Origin of the sequence: Maricaulis virginensis (assembly GCF_027922185.1) — a bacterium.
Lineage (GTDB): Bacteria > Pseudomonadota > Alphaproteobacteria > Caulobacterales > Maricaulaceae > Maricaulis > Maricaulis virginensis.
This window is the reverse complement of sequence record NZ_BSFE01000006.1, coordinates 132,503-153,817: the sequence shown is the minus strand read 5'-3', so window position 1 is coordinate 153,817 and position 21,315 is coordinate 132,503. Positions and strand designations below refer to the sequence as shown.

The 21,315-nt window shown below is 65.2% G+C and carries 19 protein-coding genes and 1 tRNA gene; 8 read left to right on the top strand and 12 right to left on the bottom strand.

All coding sequences use genetic code 11. The features are described from left to right. Window positions 1-64 precede the first annotated feature (64 nt). Window positions 65-2,479, bottom strand: a complete 2,415-nt coding sequence (locus PKE71_RS11965; RefSeq protein ID WP_271187211.1) for an FtsK/SpoIIIE family DNA translocase — start codon at window positions 2,477-2,479, stop codon at window positions 65-67. A gap of 107 nt (window positions 2,480-2,586) precedes the next feature. Here PKE71_RS11965 and PKE71_RS11960 point away from each other — a divergent pair, with 107 nt between their 5' ends. After that, window positions 2,587-3,861 (top strand): UbiH/UbiF/VisC/COQ6 family ubiquinone biosynthesis hydroxylase, encoded by a 1,275-nt coding sequence (locus PKE71_RS11960; RefSeq protein WP_271187210.1) that lies wholly within the window; start codon window positions 2,587-2,589, stop codon window positions 3,859-3,861. On the opposite strand, the gene PKE71_RS11955 is transcribed toward PKE71_RS11960, so the two are convergent. From PKE71_RS11955 to PKE71_RS11935, 5 genes are all read right to left on the bottom strand, one after another. Continuing rightward, window positions 3,858-4,376: a DsrE family protein gene (locus PKE71_RS11955; RefSeq protein ID WP_271187209.1), complete on the bottom strand. Its 519-nt coding sequence runs from the start codon at window positions 4,374-4,376 to the stop codon at window positions 3,858-3,860. The two genes, PKE71_RS11960 and PKE71_RS11955, sit on opposite strands and share 4 nt — an antisense overlap. Window positions 4,377-4,398: 22 nt before the next feature. After that, the gene (locus PKE71_RS11950; protein ID WP_271187208.1) at window positions 4,399-4,701 is read right to left on the bottom strand and encodes a DUF971 domain-containing protein; all 303 of its coding nucleotides are present in this window, start codon (window positions 4,699-4,701) and stop codon (window positions 4,399-4,401) included. Next, a complete protein-coding gene (locus PKE71_RS11945; RefSeq protein ID WP_348509460.1) occupies window positions 4,701-4,901 on the bottom strand; it encodes a Trm112 family protein in 201 nt (66 codons plus the stop codon). Before PKE71_RS11945 ends, PKE71_RS11950 begins: the two co-directional genes overlap by 1 nt. A gap of 11 nt (window positions 4,902-4,912) precedes the next feature. Further along, window positions 4,913-5,827: a thioredoxin gene (gene trxA / locus PKE71_RS11940; protein ID WP_271187207.1), complete on the bottom strand. Its 915-nt coding sequence runs from the start codon at window positions 5,825-5,827 to the stop codon at window positions 4,913-4,915. 159 nt (window positions 5,828-5,986) lie between these two features. Further along, window positions 5,987-6,508: a prolyl-tRNA synthetase associated domain-containing protein gene (locus tag PKE71_RS11935; protein ID WP_271187206.1), complete on the bottom strand. Its 522-nt coding sequence runs from the start codon at window positions 6,506-6,508 to the stop codon at window positions 5,987-5,989. Window positions 6,509-6,628: 120 nt separating this feature from the next. On the opposite strand from PKE71_RS11935, the gene PKE71_RS11930 reads away from it, so the two are divergent. Then, window positions 6,629-6,703, top strand: a tRNA-Gly gene (locus tag PKE71_RS11930). Window positions 6,704-6,743: 40 nt separating this feature from the next. Here PKE71_RS11930 and PKE71_RS11925 read toward each other — a convergent pair. Further along, window positions 6,744-7,652, bottom strand: a complete 909-nt coding sequence (locus PKE71_RS11925; RefSeq protein ID WP_271187205.1) for a LysR family transcriptional regulator — start codon at window positions 7,650-7,652, stop codon at window positions 6,744-6,746. A 106-nt stretch (window positions 7,653-7,758) separates the two neighbouring features. Here PKE71_RS11925 and PKE71_RS11920 point away from each other — a divergent pair, with 106 nt between their 5' ends. After that, window positions 7,759-8,931 (top strand): MFS transporter, encoded by a 1,173-nt coding sequence (locus PKE71_RS11920; RefSeq protein WP_271187204.1) that lies wholly within the window; start codon window positions 7,759-7,761, stop codon window positions 8,929-8,931. Window positions 8,932-8,958: 27 nt separating this feature from the next. After that, on the top strand, window positions 8,959-9,993 hold the full coding sequence (locus PKE71_RS11915; RefSeq protein WP_271187203.1) for an aldo/keto reductase: 1,035 nt from the start codon (window positions 8,959-8,961) through the stop codon (window positions 9,991-9,993). A 72-nt stretch (window positions 9,994-10,065) separates the two neighbouring features. Here PKE71_RS11915 and PKE71_RS11910 read toward each other — a convergent pair whose 3' ends face one another. The 3 genes from PKE71_RS11910 to PKE71_RS11900 all read right to left on the bottom strand — a co-directional run bounded on the left by PKE71_RS11910 (window position 10,066) and on the right by PKE71_RS11900 (window position 11,737). After that, window positions 10,066-10,452, bottom strand: a complete 387-nt coding sequence (locus tag PKE71_RS11910; protein ID WP_271187202.1) for a helix-turn-helix domain-containing protein — start codon at window positions 10,450-10,452, stop codon at window positions 10,066-10,068. Between the two features lie 7 nt (window positions 10,453-10,459). After that, on the bottom strand, window positions 10,460-11,446 hold the full coding sequence (locus tag PKE71_RS11905; RefSeq protein ID WP_271187201.1) for a LysR family transcriptional regulator: 987 nt from the start codon (window positions 11,444-11,446) through the stop codon (window positions 10,460-10,462). A gap of 156 nt (window positions 11,447-11,602) precedes the next feature. Beyond that, entirely contained in the window at window positions 11,603-11,737 is a 135-nt protein-coding gene (locus PKE71_RS11900) for a hypothetical protein (RefSeq protein ID WP_271187200.1), read from the bottom strand. A 63-nt stretch (window positions 11,738-11,800) separates the two neighbouring features. Between PKE71_RS11900 and PKE71_RS11895 the strand changes: the two genes are divergently transcribed. The 4 genes from PKE71_RS11895 to PKE71_RS11880 all read left to right on the top strand — a co-directional run bounded on the left by PKE71_RS11895 (window position 11,801) and on the right by PKE71_RS11880 (window position 18,772). Next, entirely contained in the window at window positions 11,801-12,160 is a 360-nt protein-coding gene (locus PKE71_RS11895; protein WP_271187199.1) for a hypothetical protein, read from the top strand. After that, window positions 12,157-12,780, top strand: a complete 624-nt coding sequence (locus PKE71_RS11890; RefSeq protein ID WP_271187198.1) for a GNAT family N-acetyltransferase — start codon at window positions 12,157-12,159, stop codon at window positions 12,778-12,780. The genes PKE71_RS11895 and PKE71_RS11890 overlap by 4 nt, the downstream gene beginning before the upstream one ends. Continuing rightward, the gene (locus PKE71_RS11885) at window positions 12,777-13,328 is read left to right on the top strand and encodes an isochorismatase family protein (protein WP_271187197.1); all 552 of its coding nucleotides are present in this window, start codon (window positions 12,777-12,779) and stop codon (window positions 13,326-13,328) included. Before PKE71_RS11890 ends, PKE71_RS11885 begins: the two co-directional genes overlap by 4 nt. 518 nt (window positions 13,329-13,846) lie before the next feature. Beyond that, a complete protein-coding gene (locus tag PKE71_RS11880) occupies window positions 13,847-18,772 on the top strand; it encodes an NAD-glutamate dehydrogenase (protein ID WP_271187196.1) in 4,926 nt (1,641 codons plus the stop codon). On the opposite strand, the gene PKE71_RS11875 is transcribed toward PKE71_RS11880, so the two are convergent. Both PKE71_RS11875 and purH read right to left on the bottom strand, forming a co-directional pair. Further along, complete coding sequence (locus PKE71_RS11875) at window positions 18,763-19,635, bottom strand: dienelactone hydrolase family protein (RefSeq protein ID WP_271187195.1); 873 nt, start codon at window positions 19,633-19,635, stop codon at window positions 18,763-18,765. The genes PKE71_RS11880 and PKE71_RS11875 overlap by 10 nt on opposite strands. A gap of 77 nt (window positions 19,636-19,712) precedes the next feature. Continuing rightward, window positions 19,713-21,308 (bottom strand): bifunctional phosphoribosylaminoimidazolecarboxamide formyltransferase/IMP cyclohydrolase, encoded by a 1,596-nt coding sequence (purH, locus tag PKE71_RS11870; RefSeq protein ID WP_271187194.1) that lies wholly within the window; start codon window positions 21,306-21,308, stop codon window positions 19,713-19,715. Between the last annotated feature and the right edge of the window lie 7 nt (window positions 21,309-21,315).

The window sequence follows — 21,315 nt, the reverse complement described above, 5'->3', positions numbered from 1 at the left end:
GCAGAATGACCAAACTCAACTTCAAATCGCGGCGATGTGACGAACGCCATAGGGGAGAATGCCTCTAGACCCCGTCATTCTCCGGCAGGAAAATCTCGCGGCGGCCGGCGTGGTCGGAGGGGCCGATCATGCCTTCTTCTTCCATGCGCTCGATCAGGGTGGCGGCGCGGTTATAGCCGATCTGCAGGCGGCGCTGGATGTAGGAGGTCGAGGCCTTGCGGTCGCGGGCCACAAGGGCCACGGCCTGGTCGAAAAGCTGGTCGCCGGACCCTTCGTCGCCCATGTCGAGACCGGGGATGCCGTCCTCGTCGCCATCGCCGCCGGCGGTGACAGCCTCGATGTATTCCGGCGGCGCCTGCTTCTTCAGGAAGGCTGCGATTTCCTCGACCTCGCGATCGGAAACGAAGGGGCCGTGCAGGCGGCGCACGCGCCCGCCCGAGGCCATGTACAGCAGGTCGCCCATGCCCAGCAATTGCTCCGCGCCCTGCTCGCCGAGAATGGTGCGGCTGTCGATCTTCGAGGTGACCGAATAGGAAATCCGGGTCGGGAAGTTCGCCTTGATCGTACCGGTGATGACGTCCACCGAGGGACGCTGTGTGGCGGTGACGAGGTGGATACCGGCAGCACGGGCCATCTGGGCCAGGCGCTGCACGGCGGCCTCGATCTCCTTGCCGGCGACCATCATCAGGTCGGCCATCTCGTCGATCACCACGACGATATAGGGCATTTTCTCAGCCGCGATGGTCTCGGTCTCGTAGACCGGTTCGCCGCTTTCCTTGTCATAGCCGGTCTGGACCGTGCGCGAGAGTTCCTCGCCGGTCTTGAGGGCTTCCGCGACGCGCTCGTTGAAGCCGGAGACATTGCGCACGCCGATCTTGGACATGCGCAGATAGCGGCTTTCCATTTCGCGCACGGCCCATTTCAGGGCGACGACGGCCTTCTTCGGATCGGTCACGACCGGTGTCAGCAGGTGCGGGATACCGTCATAGACGGAGAGTTCCAGCATTTTCGGGTCGATCATGATCATCCGGCAGTCTTCCGGCGGCAGCCGGTAGAGCAGGGACAGGATCATCGCATTGATGCCCACCGATTTCCCCGAGCCGGTGGTACCCGCGATCAGCAGGTGCGGCATGCGCGCAAGGTCGGCCACGAAGGGCTCGCCGCCGATCGTCTCGCCGAGAGCAAAGGGCAGTTCCGCCTTCGCGTCCTCGAAGGCCCTGGAATTGAACAGGGCGCGCAGATAGACGGTTTCGCGTTTGGGATTGGGCAGTTCGATACCGATCGCATTGCGGCCGGGCACCACGGCGACACGGGCGGCCATGGTGGACATCGAGCGGGCGATATCGTCCGCCAGATTGATCACGCGGGAGGACTTCACGCCGGGTGCCGGTTCGAATTCGTAAAGCGTGACAACCGGTCCCGGACGCACCTGCACGATCTCGCCCTTCACGCCGAAGTCCGACAGCACGCCCTGCAGCAGCTCGGCATTCTGGCGCAGCGCCATTTCGTCGACGGCATCATTGCGCACCGAGGGTTTCGCCAGAAGATCGAGCCGGGGCAGTTTGAACCCGTCGGTCTTGACGAAGGGCAGCGCGCCCTGCGCCTCGCGGACGTCGCGGTCGGATTGCTTCGCCTTGCGGCCCGGTGCCACCTTCACCGCGCTCGAGAGCTCGGGCTCGTCGGACTGTGCCCGGGCGGCGGCTGGTGCCGGCGTGTCATCCGCAGCCCGCATGGCGCGGCGCAGGACCGGCTCCTCGCGCACGGGGCGGCGATCCTCGTCGTCCGGACCGTCATCGCCCGAGAAGCCTGCAATCCGGCCGCGCACAGCATCCAGCCAGACGCGTACCGTTGCCCAGGCCAGTCCCGCGGCATCGACGGCCGCTGCAATGTCGCGCGAGCGCAGACCGAAGGTCAGGAAGATGCCCGCAATCGACAGAAGGAGGGCAAAGCCCGCCGCCATCCCTGTCGCGCCCGGCAGATCGAAGCGGGCCGGCAGAGCGGCCAGCGTGTTGAGGAAAATATCGCCCATGGCACCGCCCATGCCCGAGGCGAACGGCCAGGCATTGGGGACGGGAAGCGCGCTCACCGCTGCCGCGAAACCGGCCGTGCCCAGGGCTGCGAAGAACCAGCGGAAGCCGGCGACCGAACGCGGGCGGGGCTGCGGCGTGCGCCAGACGAGGATCGCGCCCCAGATGGTCAGGGCGATCGCCGGCCCGCCGGCGGCCCAGCCAACCGATTGCAGCAGCATGTCCGACAGGGATGCGCCCCAACGGCCCATCCAGTTTCGCACCTCGCCCTCGGCAGCAACATTCCAGCTGGGATCGAGGACATTGTGCGACAGCAGGGACAACAGCAGGAAGAGGCCGGCGGCCAGCATCAGCCCGCCCGCCACAAGATCGTGCAGGCGCAACCGCCAAAGCGGTTTGGCGGCGCGGTTCGTGTCCCCGGTGTCGGCGTTGGCGGCGGCTTTGCGGCTCATGAACACCGTCCTAGCGGGGAAGTCTTCCCGCAGGGTAAACAGAAACTGAATGCGCTGCGGCGCTCTGACCGCTTTTCACAGAACACAAACCCCGTATTCTCCGTTCCATGACAAGCAAACCCCTTTTTGATGGCGATGTCGTGATCGCAGGCGGCGGTCTCGCAGGAATGACGCTGGCGCTGGCCATGGACCAGGCCGGTCTCTCGGTCGCGGTTGTGGATGCGCTGGAATTCTCCGACCAGCTGGCGCCCACTTTCGACGGGCGCGCCTCGGCGCTGGCCTACACGTCCTGGCGCATGTTCGAGGCGCTGGGGGTGGCGGAACACCTGCGCGAACATGCCCAGCGGATCGAGCATATCCTCGTCTGTGACGGGCGGCCCTATGGCGGCGACAAGCCCGGCGGCCCGGGACCGCACACGCTGCATTTCGACCGCAACGAGATTTCCGAAGGCCCGGACGGAGAGCCGCTGGGCTGGATGGCCGAGAACCGGCGCTCGCGCCAGGCGCTCGTCAAGGCGCTGCAGGCGCGGCCGCAGATCACCCTGATCGCACCGGCGCGGGCCGATCGCTATGAACACCGCAAGGGCGGGATCGATCTTGTCCTGGCTGACGGACAGCGCCTGTCCGGCAAGCTGCTGGTCGCCTGTGACGGCAAGTTCTCGCGCCTGCGCGATCAGGCCCGTGTGCGCACCGCAGGCTGGGGTTATGGCCAGAAAGGTCTGGTGGCGACCGTCCGTCATGCCGAGCCGCACAATGGCACGGCCTATGAATACTTCCTGCCGTCAGGCCCGTTTGCCATCCTGCCCCTGACTGACAACCGCTCCTCGCTGGTCTGGACCGAGCCGGACGCGATTGCCGATGCGCTCAAGGAGGCGCCGGAGGCGGTCTTCCAGGAGGAGCTGGAAGCGCGCTTTGGCGATTTCCTGGGCGAGGTCCGGCCGGAAGGGCCGCGTTTCGCCTATCCGCTGGGGCTGCGCTATGCCGAACAATTCTGCGACGACCGCATTGCCTTTGTCGGCGATGCCGCGCGTGGGATTCACCCGTTGGCCGGACAGGGCTTCAATCTGGGCATTCGCGATGCAGCCGCGCTGGCGGAAGTCTGCGGCGAGGCCAGGCGGGTCGGGCTCGATATCGGAGCCGTCTCGACGCTGCGCCGCTATGAGGACTGGCGCAAATTCGACAGCGCGACGCTGGCAGCGGGTACCGACTTCTTCAATCGGCTGTTTTCGAACGACATCGAGCCGATCCGCCAGCTTCGCGGGATCGGTCTGTCGATCGTCGACAGCATCCCGCCGGCGCGCCGTTTCTTCATGCGCCAGGCCGGCGGCGAGACCGGCGATCCGCCGCGTCTCCTGAAAGGCCAGCGTCTGGACGCCGCCTAGAAGGGGTTGAGCGTATAGCCGTCGGACTGCAGCCGGGCGTGAGCCGTCATGGCCGAGAGCGACATGGACACGCCCGGCAGGAGATCGCCGGCCGCGATGTCGTACCAGACCGCGCTCTGGCCGCAGACGAAGATCTCGACACCGTGCTCCACCAGGGCGGCAACAAGATCGGCATTGGCGCCGGCACTGTCGCGCGTCACATCGTGGACGGCGGTACCGTGAACGACGATGGCCAGGTGTATGTTCTCGACGGGCACGCTCGCGGCGGCCTGCATGTTCAGAAAGCGCGCTGCGGCGGTCAGCTTGGAATTGAGCTCGCCTTCGGCCGCCCGGTCCCGGGTGTCGAAACTGATCCTGAACTCTGTCCCTTCGGGGATGGGCAGGGCGCCTTCGACGGGTGCGACGGGGCCGAATTCCTCGATGACGGGGCCGGGCGCGAAATCGCCGGGACCGGCCAAGGCGAGCGCGGGCAAGGCAATGACGGCTGCGAGGCCGGCGAGAACGGGTTTGAACATCGCAGTCTCCTTGGGCCGGTGATCAGTGCGCGGTTTCACCCAGCGCATAGAGATAATCCCATGTGAAGAGGCCGGAATCATGGCCGTCATCGAAGACGAGACGCACGGCATAGCGGCCGACGGGCTCGGCGGCCGTGACCAGCACATTCTCCTTGCCGGTCACGATCCGCTTTTCGCCGGGGCCATGTCCCTGGACTTCGGCGCTGGGGCTTTCGACCCGCAGGGTCTGGAAGGGAATCGCAAAGCGCTTGCCGTCATCGAAGGCGACATGCAGCACCTTGTCGGCGCGGGAGAAGCGCAATTGCTCGGGCCAGGGGCGCGCCATCAGTCACGCTCCAGCTTGCGCGCCTCGTCGGGCAGCATGATCGGAATCCCGTCGCGGATCGGATAGGCCAGGCCGGCACTGTCCGACACCAGTTCCTGGGCCTTGCGGTCATATTTCAGCGGGCCGCGCGTGACCGGGCAGACCAGGATTTCCAGCAGTTTGGGATCAATCTCGCGCGGTGCGGTCTGGTTCTCGCTCATCGCCTTTTTCCTTATGAAAACAGGATGGCCGACAGGCGGCGGCGGCCCTCGCGGGTTACCTCGCTGGCCGGGCCTGCCGCGTCGAAGACTTTCAGCAGCAGGGTGCGGGCGGCCTGGTCGTTCCACTCGCGGTCGAGTGCGGTGATCGCGATCAGCTGGTCGATCGCGCCCTTGTGATCGCCGGCGGCGACCAGAGCCTCGGCCAGCTCGTAGCGGGCCTCAAGGTTGGACGGATCCTGCTCGACGCGGCTGCGCAGCGCCGCCGTTTCGCTGTCATCTGCCGGAGAGCCCGAGGCGAGCTCGAGTGCGGCGCGCACGCTTTCAACAGCGGGATCGCCGGCGCGGTCTTCGGGGACATGGTCGAGAATCTCGCGGGCCTTGTCGGTATCGCCATTCTTCAGCCAGACCCGGGCCAGACCGGCCAGCGCGCCGGGATGCCCCGGATCGGCCTGCAGCACGGCCGCGAAGTCCTGGGACGCACCGCCCAGATCGCCGGCCTCAAGGGCTGCCAGGGCGCGGTCGACCATCGCTTTCAGTTCGGCCTCGCTGGGGCCCTTGCCGGAAATGCGCTGGATGAAGTCCTTGATCTGGCTTTCCGGCAGCGCGCCCATGAAACCGTCGACCGGCTGACCGTTCTTGAAGGCGAAGACAGCCGGGATGGACTGGACGCGCAATTGCTGGGCGATGCCCGGGTTCTCGTCGATATTGATCTTGACCAGACGCACTTCGCCGCCCGCATCGCGCACGGCCTTTTCGATCACCGGACCCAGCTGGCGGCAGGGGCCGCACCAGGGCGCCCAGAAGTCGACGATGACCGGCACATCGCGCGACGGTTCGACCACATCCTGCATGAAGGCCTGATCGGTGGAGTCCTTGACGATATCGCCTGCCGGCGCGCCTGTTCCCAGGGTCAGATCTGCGCTCATGACCAAATTCCTTGTGTTCGCGTCACCCTAGACCGGGAGGCTTCCGCTTGGAAACCGGCCCGGTCCGGAATGTTCAAAGACACGATGCGGCCGGCACACCGGCAGTCGCATCGCTGTGTTGTGTCCTAGTTGGCCTTGCCGGCGCTGTGATGCAAGGCGTCACTGCGCCGCGCCCGCCTCGGCAGACAGTGCGTCGAAATCGACAATCTGCACCGAATGGCCGGTGTCTTCGGCAAAGCGGATCAGGTCGGCACAGCTCACCGCGGTCGTGGCGTCATTGGAGAGCGGGTGGAAGTTCACCGGGTCGTGGCGCGTCAGGGCCGCATCGAGCACGAAATGCACCCGCCTATCGACATCATTGATCAGCGCGAATGCGGTCACCGACCCCGGCGTCACGCCCAGCACCGCTTTCATCAGGTCCGGCTTGCCGAAAGAGAGGCGGCCGCAGTCGAGCAGGCGGTGGAGCCGGTTGACCGGGATCTGCGTCTCGCCGAGCGCAGAGATCAGGATGATCCGGCCCTTCTTGTCGGCAAGGAAGAGATTCTTGGTATGCCCGCCCGGCATCTTCGCCTTGATGTCACGGCCTTCCTCGACGGTGAATACAGGCGGATGATCGACGGTTTCATGGGCAATACCCAGGGCGTCGAGACGGTCGAAAAGCTGTTGGCGTGTCGCTGGCATGCGCCTGTTGAAGCGCGAGATGCGGCCATGTGCAAGTCGACGGAATCAGGTGCTTGCAATTATCCGGCGTTTGCGCGATATACCCCGCTCCCCGGCGGGGCCAAGCCCCGCACATCGTGAGCGGGCGTAGCTCAGGGGTAGAGCGTCACCTTGCCAAGGTGAATGTCGTGAGTTCGAATCTCATCGCCCGCTCCATTCTTCCTTCGGATCATTTTCAGACCGGACGCCGCCAGTGTCATGTGACCCGTGCGTGTTCGGCCAGAAAGTCGAGGAAGACCCGCACCCGTGTGGGCAGCAGCTCTCCTGCACCCACATAGACGGCGTAGAAGTCCTCGACATCGCTCTCGCAGATATGGTCCTGCAGGACGGGCACCAGTTGGCCGGCGGCGATGTCGGCGCGAACGGTAAACTCTGCAAGCCTGGCAAGGCCGGCGCCACCGAGAGCGAGGGCGCGCAGGCTCTCCCCGTCGCTGGCCAGTATGCGCCCGTCCGGCGGATAGCGGCGTTCGACGCCATCTACGCGAAAAGGCCAGGCTGAAACGGCACGTTCATAGCAGAAGCCGAGGCGGGTATGGCGGCCCAGATCGGCTGGCGTTTCCGGCTGTCCGTGACGCTCGATATAGGCGGGTGCTGCAACGATCCGGTTGCGGCTTGTACCCAGTTTGCGCGCGATCAGGTTGGACGACTTCAGAGGGCCGGCGCGGACGGCGATATCGGCACGCGCCTCCATCAGGTCGACAACATGGTCGGTGAGCGCGAGATCGACGCCGACCCGTGGGTGGCGGGCGAGAAAGTCCGGCAAGACGGGCGCCAGAATGTGTGTGTTGAAGGACGCGCTGGTATTGAGCCGGACACGCCCCGTTGCCTCCTCTCCGGACGCCACGGTGCGTTCGGCTTCGTCTATGTCGGCGAGGATGCGGCGCGCATGCTGGTAGAACAGATCGCCTTCCGGAGTAAGGCGCAGCCGCCGGGTCGATCGCGCCAGCAATTGCGTGCCGAGGCGGGCTTCCAGGCGCGAGACCAGCTTGCTGACCGCGGATGGCGTCATGCGCCGCTCGCGCGCGGCGGCCGAAAGGCCATTCTGTTCCACCACCGTGACGAAGACTTCCATCTCGGCGACGCGGTTGATCTCGCGCTGTGTCATGTGAATTCAGTTCATATATGAGTTTCTTTGTCAAAGTCTAATTCAACCTGCCGGGAGGCGCCATCTAGAGCCGCACCAGAAACCGGATCGACGAGGATCCTCATTCATGCCCCGCGCGCTCTACGCTCTCATGGTCGGTGCCTTCGGCATCGGCGTTACCGAATTTGTCATCATGGGTCTGCTGCTGGAGGTCAGCACCGATCTGGGCGTCAGCCTTTCTGCTGCCGGACTGTTGATTTCCGGCTACGCGCTGGGCGTGGTCGCCGGGGCACCCCTCCTGACCGTGCTCACGGCGGGTCTGTCGCGCAAATCGGTCCTTCTGGCCCTGATGGCGATCTTTGCCATCGGCAATGCAGCCTGTGCCATCGCGCCGGACTACGGCCTGCTGATGGCGGCGCGGGTCCTGACCGCTTTCGCGCACGGCACATTCTTCGGGGTCGGCTCCGTCGTAGCGGCCGGACTCGTCGCGAAAGACCGTCAGGCATCGGCCATCGCGATCATGTTCACCGGCCTCACCCTTGCGAATATTCTCGGAGTTCCGCTGGGAACATGGCTGGGTCAGCAGCTGGGTTGGCGGGCGACTTTCTGGGCGGTCTCTATCGTCGGGCTGTTCGCAATTGCCGTCATTGCCCGCTTCGTTCCGCATGCGCCGGCGCCCAGGCGTGACGGAGACTGGCGAACGGACTTTGCTGCCATGGCACGGCCGGCCGTGCTGCTGGGCTTCGCGACCACGACGCTGGGCTTCAGCGGGGTGTTCGCGGTTTTCACCTATATCGCGCCGCTGCTGACCCGCGTAACGGGTTTTGCTGAGCCGGCACTCTCTCCACTTCTTCTGGTGCTTGGCGGCGGGCTGATTGCGGGCAATCTGCTTGGCGGACGTCTGGCGGACCGGGCGCTGGTACCGGCGCTCGTCGGGACGATCCTCGCGCTTTGCGCGGTTCTGGCATCGATGAGTGTCCTGCTTGCGAGCCAGACGGGTGCGGTCGTGGCGATAGCCCTGCTGGGTGTTTCCGGATTTGCCACGGTTCCGCCGTTGCAGCTGTGGGTGATGCAAAGGGCGCAGGGCGCAAGCCAGAGCCTCGCTTCAAGCTTCAATATCGCAGCCTTCAATCTGGGCAATGCGCTGGGCGCCGGCCTGGCAGGCCTGGCTCTCGACAGCGGCATGCCGCTGCGAGCCCTGCCGCTTCTCGCATCTGCCTTGCCGCTGCTGGGTCTCTTGCTGGCCCTGGCGGCACTGCGGGCCGGCCGGAACCGGCCGTGTCCCGTGCGGGCGGGCTGACCTCTTTCACTGACAGGAGTTTCCAAGATGGAATACCGTTATCTGGGCCGTTCCGGCCTGCAGGTTCCCGTTCTCAGTTTCGGAGCCGGGACGTTCGGCGGCACCGGTCCGCTCTTCTCCAACTGGGGCCGGTCCGGCGAGACCGAGGCGATCCGGCTGATCGATCTGTGCCTTGAGGCGGGCGTGAATCTGTTCGACACGGCCGACGTCTACTCTGACGGGGCCTCCGAGAGCATCCTCGGTGCGGCGCTGAAGGGGCGTCGCGACGACGTGCTGATCTCGACCAAGGCGACCTTGCCGATGGGCGAAGGCCCCAATACGGCCGGTTCGTCCCGTCAGCGTCTGATCGACTGCGTCGAAGCCGCGCTGCGTCGGCTGAGGACCGACAGGATCGACATCTTCCAGCTTCATGCCTTCGATGCGTTCACGCCGGCAGAAGAAGTCCTGTACACGCTGGATATTCTCGTGAGAGCCGGCAAGCTGCGCTATGTCGGCGTTTCGAACTTCCCGGGGTGGCAGGTGATGAAGTCGCTCGCCGTGGCCGACCGGCAGGGCTGGCCACGCTATGTCGCACACCAGGTCTACTACTCCCTGATTGGCCGTGACTTCGAGTGGGACCTCATGCCCCTGGGGCTGGACCAGGGGCTCGGCGCGATGGTGTGGAGTCCGCTCGGCTGGGGCCGTCTTACCGGGAAAATCGCCCGTGACCGTCCGCTTCCGGAGGGTAGCCGCCTGCATGAGACTGCGGGTTTCGGCCCTCCGGTGGACGATGAAAGGCTCTACGATATTGTCGATGTGCTCCAGGCGATCGCCGGGGAAACCGGAAAGAGTGTGCCGCAGATTGCCATCAACTGGCTGACGCGCCGCCCGGGGGTCTCGTCGGTCATCCTTGGGGCGCGGAACGAGGCGCAACTCGTCGATAATCTCGGCGCGGTCGGCTGGTCATTGAGCGACGATCATATGGAAAGGCTGGACGCCGTCAGTCGTGTGCCGGCGCCCTATCCGCATGCGCCCTATGAACGGCAGGACGGTTTTGCACGCCTGAACCCGCCGGCAGTCTAGGCATGGGTGGCGCACACGAAAAAGGGCCCGGCGATTTCGCCGGGCCCTTTCTCTGCAGGATCTGTCTGCGTTCTAGTCTGCCAGCGAGCGCAGCAGGTCGATGACGCGGCGGCGGACCGTCTGGTCCTTGATGCCGGCAAAGGCCTGGGCCAGGGCGAGGCCGTCGGGGCTGGCGATGAAATCGTACAGCGTGTCGGATTCGGGACCCTTCAGCTCGGAGGAGCCGTCTTCCTCGAGGCCTTCGAAGAAGTAGGACACCGGGACTTCCATGACCTTGGCGACATGGAAAAGCCGGCTGGCGCCGATACGGTTGGTGCCGCGCTCGTACTTCTGGACCTGCTGGAAGGTGACACCCAGCTTTTCGCCCAGCTCGGACTGGCTCATTTCCATCAGGCTTCTGCGCAGACGCAGACGCGCTCCGACATGCTGGTCAATACTCGTTGGGCCCCTGGCACTCATGGCATCCTCACGGTTGTGGTCTAATGACGTCTATGCCGCAGAATTCTCGCGGATGACAGAACTCTTCGCGAAACCAAGGATTGTTTCTACGATTGAATATGTCGGTGATCCAGTCGCCAACACACTTTATTCTGCCAATCCCCTGACTTCCGGGCATATATTTGAGCCAAACCTTGATGTCCTGATGAAAGTCGTAGTCCAGTACTACCAATTCATCGGCATAAAGGGCGGCAAGATAGGTCGGTGCCATGGCGATACCGCCGCCATGGCGTACCACTTCAAATAACACCGAACTGAGGTCGGTGCGGAAGGAATATTTAATAAGAGTATCTGCGGCCTCGGCTTTTTCGCCCCACAACGAGAGCGAGCGGTCATACTGTTCCAGCGTCGCGAACCTCAGGTTCATGACATCGACAAGGGACCGGGGTGCACCATAGGTTTCAATAAATTCCCGTGACGCTACAGGCATATAGTGCAGGGTGGCGAGAAGCTCGGCCTGCGTGTCCATGGTCTTTTCCGGCACGAAGGTGACGGCGATAGACGACGCGTTCTCCCCCATTGCAGCCGAGTGTTCGCCGAGCAGTTTGAGGCCGATTGCCGGGTGGGTCCGCTGGAATTCCGGCACGTGTCTTGCGAGCCAGAAACTGGACAGCCCGTCCGGAGCGCGCAGCGTGACCTCGCCTTCCATTGCGCGGTCGCGGCCGGCGATCCGGGTTTCCAGCTGGTGTGCCGAGCGCTGCATGGTCAGCACATAGTCGAAGGCGTTTTCACCCGCGGGTGTGAGCATGATCCCGCCGGCATGCCGTTCGATCAGCTGGCTTCCAAGCCGGCTTTCCAGCTGGCGCATGCGCTTGGAGATGGTGGATTGCTGGCAACCGAGTGCTGTGGCGGCCGCGCTCATCGATCCCGTCGTCGCCACGGCGTGGAAAATCTGCAGATCGTCCCAGTCGAACAGGGTTCGCCGGAGAAGGGTATCTGTTTGCTGACTGTCCACTATTCCAACTTTGCAGAAGTCGCCATCAAGGCGGGATGTTAACCATTGGGTAACCGTGTTGGCATGAGGAGCGCGACGGTGACTCAAGCAACCCACACTAGCCAAACCCGAAGCGGGTTTCAATTTCCCCTGGACCGGCTGGATCAGGCTTTTGCATCAATGGATTTCGAGCCTGTCACGCTCGACAGGATCGGCGAATTTCATGCACTTGCAGACGCGCTCATAGAGGGCGAGATTGCGAGCGCCGAGGATATCGCACGTGTGCAGGGCTGGACGCAGAGATCTCTTCATATGCGCGTTTGGAATGGCACCCCTGACGGATTCGTCGCGTCTATTCCGCTGAGTGAAAAAGGCGTGTCTGCGTTGCTGGCCGGAGAGTTCGGCTTTGCCAATGCCAGGCGCGACTGGGTGTGCGGGCTCGACGAGAAGGCCGCGGCTCTGCTGTCCTGGGGGCTGGCCGGCCGCACGCCGCATGCCCAGGCAGCGGCCCTGCGGGCGCTTCTGGTCGGGTGGCGCGGCTTCTATTCGGATGTCCGCGTCTATGCCCGGGCGCGCACCACGGAGGGGCAGGCGCTGATGCGCCGGCTGGGCTTCGAGGAATGCGCGCGGCCGGACGGGGTCAATCCGCTCTATGGCAGCACCGGCTTTCCCGACAAGCTCGGCGCCATGCTGCTGCGGCACAGTATTCTTGGGGACTGGGAGGCGCCGCGATGACGGATGCGACGGACGGGACAGTGATTGACGTGACGGTGGCCCGCACGCTCGACCAGGTGGTCATGGCGATGACCTTGCGCGGTGTCATCTATCTGGGCGAGCAGGAAGCGCCCTATGCCGAAGAGTATGACGGCAACGACCTGGTGGCGGCCTCGCACCTGATTGCCTGGAAAGGGCGCGAGCCTGTCGGCGTGCTGCGCCTGCGCTGGTTCGCCGACTTCGCGAAGGTGGAGCGTGCGGCCGTGCTGCAGCAATACCGGCGCGACGGCGTGATGCGGGTGCTGATGCAGGAAGCCCTGCGCTACAGCGCCCGCCGCGGCTATCGCCGCGTCATCGGGCATGCCCAGCTCAACCGGGTGAAATACTGGCGGACGCATGGCTTTCGCGTTCGACCGGACCGGCCGGAGTTCTATTTCTCGGACTACGCCTATGTCGAGATCGAGCGCGAGCTGATCCCGCCGGCCAATGCGATCACGGCGGATACGGATCCGATGGTCCTGATCCGCCCCGATGGCGAGTGGGACCGCCCCGGCCCGTTCGACCTGTCGCTCGAACGGCTCGAGGCCGAAAAGGAACAGGCCAGGAAAGACAAGAAGAAATCGAAGGAGGAAGCGGCATGACGAACGCCCATAACCCGGCGCTGATCCTGCTCGATTGCCAGCGTGACCGGGTCGAGGGGCCGGATGGCCGGATCGATGCGGACAATCATGCAGCCATGACCCGGATCGAGGCGCTGCTGCGCCGGGCCCGGGCCGATGGCTGGTCGATCTGCCATTGCCAGCACGCCATCACAGACGGCGCACGCGCGGACCGCACACCGGTGCCTGCCCTGCGACCCCTGACGCGGGAACCTGTTTTCGTGCGGCGGGGCCTGTCGGCGTTCTCGGACAGCTATTTTCACCAGTTCATGGCGCGCAATACCGGCCGGGACTGTCTTCTGGTCGGATTTTCCGCGCCCTTTTCGATCCTGGCGACGCTGTTCGACGCCCAGACCCGGGACATTCCGCTGACCCTGGTGCCTGAAGCCGTGGGGGCGCTCGCCGTTGCGCCGCGCGATGTCGCGGAAACCCGGGCCCTGGCCTTCGACCTGGCAGGCCGTCTGGCGCCGTCACTCAGCCTCGAGGCCATCGACCGGCAGTGGCCACGCCTGGCAGAAACGGCAGGCTGAACCCGCTCTCCGGAGCGGGCCGACGGGCTCACGAGAGTGTGACGGGCCGTGCCCTTGGCGCGGAGACTGTCGCACGCCATATCGTTTCCCGAACGCGGTGGAAACGGCTGTGTCCGGGCCGGCAATTTTCGGCATTGACGGTCTTGGATTCAGTCCCCGCCTTCCTACATGAGTAACGAGTGGCCGCCCTGCCCTGTTCTCCTCCCCTCGAGCGGGCAGGATGATGGCCGCTCCAGACGATCAGGCCTCAAACGAGCGTCCCCCCAGCCTGCCGATGAGGTCTGCCAGGCACCGCCGGGTTCCCTGTCCCTACCCGGCGGTGCCGCTATCGTCACAAGCGGTACCGTCGCTGCTTGCGGCGTGAAATCTGGGCCGGCATGGCCCCGCTTCCCCAAAAATCTCCGCTCCTGCCAAAAAGAATGGCTTGTTTGCGTTTTCAACGGCGTACATGGCTTGCGTGCGGGGAAAACAGGGCTAGGCTCGCCTCAAGAACCACAACAGACCACAGGGAGCGCCACATGGGGGCGGTCGTCGGAGTCGCGCACGCGTACACCCGTGACGAATTCATGGAGGCCGCGCGTTCGCGCTGGCAGGATCGCTATGGCAGCGAGTGCGGAGAGACGGGCACGTCCTTCTTTTCGCAGATCTACGACGATGCCCTGGCCGAAGACCTGGAACAGGTCGCGGCCGCCGATCTGGCATCCATGTGCGTCGATTTCTGGCACTATGGCGAACAGCGCAATGGTGAGGAGATCCTCGTCCGGATGCGCACGGCCACCCGGGACGACGGCAGCGAGCTGCCGCGCGACGTGCTGGAGATCATCGGCCGCGACCGGCCCTTTATCGTCGACAGCGTGATGGGCGAAATCGGCGCCCAGGGTTACGACATCCTGGCCATGTTCCACCCGATCGTTCAGGTGCGCCGCGACAATGACGGCGCGCGGGTCGATCAGGGCGGGCGCTGTCTCGCCGAGTCGATGATTCAGGTCCATCTGCCGCCGCTGGACGATCTGTCCCGCCGCACGCTGATCGAAGGGGTCACCGCGACCCTCGACGATGTCCGCGTGACGGTCGAGGACTGGGCCGACATGCGCGCCCAGATGGACGAGGCCATTGCCCATCTCGCCCAGGCGACCACGAATGCCTCGCCGGAAGAGCTCACGGAGGCCTGCGAGTTCCTGCGCTGGCTGCGCGACGATCATTTCGCCTTCCTGGGCTGCCGCATCTATGACTTCGAGGTCGACGAAAACGGCGGCATGGCCCAGCGTCATCCGCGCGTACGTCCGGAGACCGGCCGCGGCGTGCTGCGCGATCCCGATCGCCATGTCCTGCGCAAAGGGTCCGAACCTGCTGTTCTGACGCCGGCCATCGAGACCTTCCTGCGCGAGCCCAGCCCGATCATTGTCGCCAAGGCCAATATGAAGTCGCGCGTCCATCGCCGCGTCTACATGGATTATATCGGTGTCAAGCGTTACCGCGAGGACGGCGCTGTGATCGGCGAGATGCGCTTTGTCGGCCTGTTCACCGCCGAGGCCTACGACCAGTCCGCCGCCCAGGTGCCGCTGATCCGCCGCAAGGTGCGCCGCGTGCTCGAGCGTGCCGGCAAGACGCCCGGTACGCACAGCGCCAAGAAGCTGCGCAATACGGTCGAGAATTTCCCGCGCGACGAGCTGTTCCAGACCGACGAGAACGATCTGCTGGAAATCTGCCTCGGCATTCTGCACCTGCATGACCGGCCGCGCACCAAGTTGTTCATCCGCCGCGACCAGTTCGACCGCTTCGTGTCGGCGCTGCTCTTCGTGCCGCGCGAGCGCTATTCCTCGAAAGTCCGCGAGCAGGCGGGCGAGCTGATCCGCGACGCGTTCGGTGGCCGCCTCTCGGCCTTCTATCCGCAGTTCGGCGACGGTTCGCTGGCCCGGGTGCACTACATTATCGGGCTCAATCCCTTCGATCACCCGGAGCCGGAAGTCGGCGAGCTGGAACGCCGTGTTGCCCGTCTGGCCCGCACCTGGGAAGACGATCTGGAAACCCATGTGCGCCGCAATGCGCCCGAGGATATCCGCCTGCGCATGCCGTCCTATCAGGACGCGTTCAAGGCCGGCTATCGCGAGCTCTACGATCCGGAAGATGCCCTCGCCGACGTGATCAAGCTGGAAGGGCTGGATTCGCCCAACCAGGTCGCGGTGCGTGTCTATCGCGAAGCCAATGATCCGGACAATGAGCTGCGGCTGAAGATCTACCGCGTCGGCAAGCCGGTTTCGCTGTCCCGGGTGATGCCGGTTCTGGAGAATCTCGGCCTCTACGTGGTGCAGGAGACCGGTTTCCCGGTGGATCGCCGCGCCAGCGATGGCCAGGGCGTCGACCGCGCCTATGTGCACGACTTCGAGATGAAGTCCGACGCGCTGAAGGGCCAGGACGTCAAGGCGCTGGCGCCGGTGCTCGAGGATGCGCTTCTGGCGATGGCCGACCGCCGCGCCGAGGATGACGGTTTCAACCGTCTGATCGTCGAGATCGGCGTGAGCTGGCGCGAGGCGGCTTTCCTGCGCACCTGCGCGCGCTACCGCCAGCAAACCGGGCTCGACCCCTCCCAGGCCATCCAGGAAGAGGCGCTGGCCGCCTATCCGGACATTGCCCGCGGCCTGCTGGAACTGGCCCGCGTCAAGTTCGATCCTGCCTTCACCGACGACCGCAAGACGCGTTCCGACGCTGTCTGGGATGTCGAGGAGCGGATCGGCAAGGCGCTGGACGGCGTCAAGAGCCTCGACCACGACCGGGCCCTGCGCCGGATCTTCCATCTGATCCGCGCCACGCTGCGGACCAATTTCTACCAGCTCGGCGCCGACGGTCAGCCCAAGGCGCGGATCTCGATCAAGATCGCCAGTGAACTGCTCGAAGAGCTGCCGCTGCCCAAGCCCTATCGCGAAATCTTCGTCTGGGCACCAGATGTCGAGGGCGTGCACATCCGCTTCGGCCCGGTCGCCCGCGGCGGCCTGCGCTGGTCGGACCGGCGCGACGACTTCCGCACCGAGGTCCTGGGTCTGGTGAAGGCCCAGCAGGTGAAGAATGCCGTCATCGTGCCGGTCGGCTCGAAGGGCGGATTCTATCCCAAGGCCCTGCCCCGCAATGGCAGCCGCGACGAGATTTTCGAAGCCGGACGCGAGGCCTACAAGACCTTCATCCGCGGCCTGCTCGACATTACCGACAATATTGTCGATGACGTGGTGAGACATCCCGACGCAACGCTGTGCTGGGATGATGAGGATCCCTATCTCGTCGTTGCCGCCGACAAGGGCACCGCGACCTTCTCGGACACGGCCAACGGGCTGGCGACCGACGAGTTCGATTTCTGGCTCGGCGACGCCTTCGCCTCCGGCGGCTCGGCCGGCTACGACCACAAGAAGATGGGCATCACGGCACGCGGCGCCTGGGAATCCGTCAAACGCCACTTCCGCGAGATGGGCAAGGACATCCAGTCCGAACCCTTCACCGTGATCGGCGTGGGCGACATGTCCGGCGACGTGTTCGGCAATGGCATGCTGCTGTCGAAACAGATCCGTCTCGTGGCGGCCTTCGACCACCGCGACATCTTCATCGATCCCGATCCGGGCGATCCGGAGACGATGTGGAATGAGCGCAAGCGTCTGTTCGACCTGCCACGCTCGTCCTGGCAGGACTATGACACCTCGCTGATTTCAAAGGGCGGCGGCGTTTTCTCGCGGGGCGAGAAGTCGATCAGGCTGACCGACGAGATCAAGGCGCTGACCGGCCTGACGAAGGATGCGGTCAGCCCGACCGAGCTGATCCACGCCCTGTTGAAGGCCGAAGTGGAACTCCTGTGGTTCGGCGGTATCGGCACTTATGCCAAGGCGACGCACGAGCAGCACTGGGAAGTCGGCGACAAGACCAATGACGGTCTGCGGGTCAATGCCGACCAGGTGCAGGCAAAGGTCATCGGCGAGGGCGCCAATCTGGGCTTCACCCAGGCGGCACGGATCGAATACGGCCGTCTTGGCGGCCGGGCCAATGCCGACTTCGTCGACAACTCGGCCGGCGTCGACAGTTCCGACCACGAGGTCAACATCAAGATCCTGCTGCGTCCGATGGTCCGCAATGGCGAGATGAGCCGGGAAGACCGCGACACGCTGCTGGAATCGATGACCGACGAGGTCGCCGAACACGTGCTGCGCCACAATTACGACCAGACGCTGGCCCTTTCCATGGCCGAGCATACCGCCGAGGCCGATCTGGATGCGCATGAGCGTTTCATGCTGTCGCTCGAGAAGCAGGGGCGGCTGGACCGCGACGTCGAGGGCCTGCCCTCTTCCGAAGGCATGCGCGCGCTCAAGGGCCGCGGCCAGGGCCTGACCCGGTCCGAGCTGGCGGTGCTGAACTCCTATGCCAAGATCACCCTGTTCGATCAGCTGGTTGCCTCCGACGTGCCGGACGATCCGCACTTCCGGGACATGCTGACCAACTACTTCCCGGAGGGTGTCCACAAATTCTCCGCCGCGATGGACGGGCACCGTCTGAAGCGCGAAATCGTGTCGACGGTGCTGGCCAACGAGATGATCAATCTGGGCGGTCCGACCTTCATCCACCGCGCGATCGATTCGACCACGGCGACCGTGCCCGCGATTGCCCGCGGTTTCGAGGCCGGCCGGGGTATCTTCGGCTTCGCAGAACTGACGGCGGCGATCAATGCGCTGGACAATGAGGCTCCGGCCGACGTCCAGATCAAGCTGCACGAGGAAATCATCCGCCTCCTGCGCCGCCAGACCTACTGGCTCGTACGCCGCGGCCGCAACGAAGCCACGGCCAATGCCAGCTCGATCTCCGACGTGATTGCCTCCTACCGGCCGGGCGTGCAGGAATTGCGCTCCATGGTGCACGAGATCATTTCCGAGCATGAACGCGCCGGTGTGAAGAAGCGCAAGTCGGCTTTCGTCAAGGCCGGCGCTCCGGCCGATCTGGCCCAGTCGGTTGCCGAATTGCGGCCGCTGACCTCGTCGACGGACGTGATCGATATGGCCAATGATTTCGACTGGCCGCTTGCCTCGACCGCCTACATCTACCACGCGGCGGGCGCGCGTTTCCGGTTTGATCGCCTGCGCGGTCTCGGCCAGGAGGTCTCGTCCGACCTGCACTGGGATCGTCTGGCGGTCCGTCGTCTGATGGAAGACTTCTACGCCAACCAGCAGGCGGTGACGGCATCGATGATGCGCTTCGCGCGCCAGGCCGGCGGGTCGCTGGAAGCGGGTATCGAGAATCCGTCCCGCGACTGGGCCGATGCGGTTGTCGAGGCCTGGAATACGGTCAATGAGGAAGAGGCCGGCCGGGTCGACTCGGTGCAGCGGCAGCTGGACGAGTCCGGCACCTGGACCCTGTCCAAGCTGGCGATTGCCTCGACCCAGATCGGCGAGATGGCGGCTGTCGCTCAGCCCTGATCGCGCAGGGTACTGTCGAGAATGCCGATAATGCGGGCGCGCGCACGGGCTGCCGCGTCCGCATCGTATTCCATCCGCGGATCCGGCGGTGCCGCCGGTTCGTCGAAGGCATGGGTCACGCCGGGCCAGGTGACGTGATCGACCGGATGACCGGCCGTGTCCGCACGCTCGAACAGCCTCACGCAGTCGCCTGTGGGCGCGACCATGTCGCGGCCGGCCAGAATGGCATGGACGGCAATGTCTGACGGAAAGCTCCGGCCGTCGGCCCGTACCGGAAATCCGCAATAGGGATAGAGCAGGATAGCCGAGCGGACACCGGCCAGCGGCGGCGTCTCCAAGGCTGTGAGGCTGGGTGGCGCGCGATCCTCGCCTGCATAGTCCAGCGCATCCAGCACGGTCCAGCCGCCATGGCTCCAGCCGATCAGGGCGAGGCGGGTTTCGTCGATGCGCGGGTCCTCGCGGGCCAGCACCAATGCCGCCTCGATATCCGCAGCCCGTTCCCGGCCCCACAGACGCAGCGCGGTGCACACCTGGCTCATCGCGGCAAACCGGCCGATGCCGCGGGCGCTGTTGGAATCCACCGTGATCACCCCATAGCCGGCCTCGAGAAGGGCGGCGGCATAGTCCGGCTGGACCTGGCGCAATCCCCCGCAACCATGCAGCAGGATCGCCGCAGGAACCGGCGCGGCGGCATCCGCGGGTATCCCGATGGTGGCGTGCAGCCTGAGCAGGGCCACCTGTTCAGCGATATCGCGCCGGGGCGTGGTGATTCCGGTTGCCTGCCCGATGGCGCAGCCGCCCAGCCCCGAGAGCAGAAGGATGAGCGTGGCCAGTCCGCCGCGCAGGATCGTGTTTCCCGACATGAAAAGACCCTGGCGGGCGGGGCCGGCCAGGGTCAATGAAAAAGGGATTCACGCGCATTGACGCGGCACGCCCCGCCCTAGTGACGGAAGTGGCGCATGCCCGTGAACACCATCGCGATGCCGGCCTCGTCGGCCGCGGCGATGACTTCCTCGTCGCGGATCGAGCCGCCCGGCTGGATCACGGCGGTGGCGCCAGCCTCGGCGGCAGCGTGCAGGCCGTCGGCGAAAGGGAAGAAGGCGTCGGATGCACAGACCGAGCCCTGGGTGCGCGGCTCGTCCCAGCCGTTTTCCTGCGCGGTTGCCTCGGCCTTGCGAACCGCCAGGCGGGCCGCTTCCAGACGGCTGGTCTGGCCCATGCCGATACCGGCCGTGGACAGGTTGCGGGCATAGACGATGGCGTTCGACTTGACGTGCTTGACCACTTTCCAGGCGAACATCAGGTCGGCCAGCTCGGCTTCGGTGGGTTCGCGCTGGGTCACGGTCCTGAGATCCTTGACCGAGATCATCGCGGTATCGCGTTCCTGGACCAGGAGACCGCCGGCCACGGTCTTGGTCAGCCAGCCGGACTGTTTCGCGTCGGGCAGGCCGCCGGTCAGCAGGACCCGCAGGTTCGACTTGCCGGACAGCACCGACAGCGCGTCTTCGTCAGCGTCCGGAGCGATCACCACTTCGGTGAAGATCTTCACCAGCTCGCCGGCCGTGTCGGCGTCCAGCTTGCGGTTCATGGCAACGATGCCGCCGAACGCGGAAATCGGGTCGGCCGCGAAGGCCTTCTCATAGGCGACGGCGAGATCGTCGTGCGTGGCCACACCGCAGGGATTGGCGTGCTTGACGATCACCACGGCCGCCTTGTCGGCCGGATCGAACTCACCGGCCAGCTCGAAGGCGGCGTCGGCGTCGGCCAGATTGTTGAAGCTCAGCGCCTTGCCCTGAACCTGGCGGGCCGTGGCAATGCCCGGCCGGTTTTCAGGCGTGGCGTAGAAGGCGGCACTCTGGTGCGGGTTCTCGCCATAGCGCAGCGGCTGGGCGAGCTTGCCACCAAAGGCACGCCAGGCCGGGCTGGCGTCTTCCAGCGTGTCGGCAAACCAGTTCGAGATCGCGGCGTCATAGGCGGCTGTGCGCGCATAGGTCTTGGCGGCCAGGCGCTTGCGCAGCGCGAGCGGCGTGTGGCCCTCATGAGCCTCCATCGCGGCGAGCACGGCATCGACATCCTCGCCGTCGGTGCACACGCTCACCCAGGCATGGTTCTTGGCGGCGGCGCGCAGCATGGCCGGACCGCCGATATCGATATTCTCGACGCAGTCCGCCTCTTCGGCGCCTTTCGCAACCGTCTCCTCGAACGGGTAGAGATTGACGTAGAGCAGGTCGATATTCGGGATGCCGTGATCGGCCATGGCAGACCGGTCCTCGCCATTGTCACGCCGGCCGAGCAGGCCGCCATGCACGCGCGGGTGCAGCGTCTTGAGGCGGCCGTCCATCATTTCCGGGAATTCGGTCACCTCGGACACGTCGCGGGCCGCGATACCGGCTTCGTTGAGGGCGCGCAGCGTACCGCCGGTGGACAGGATCTCCACGCCGGCATCGACGAGCTGGCGGGCGCGCTCGACCAGTCCCGTCTTGTCGGACACGGAAATCAGGGCGCGGCGCAGAGGCGCAAGATCAAGGTCGGACATGGCTGGG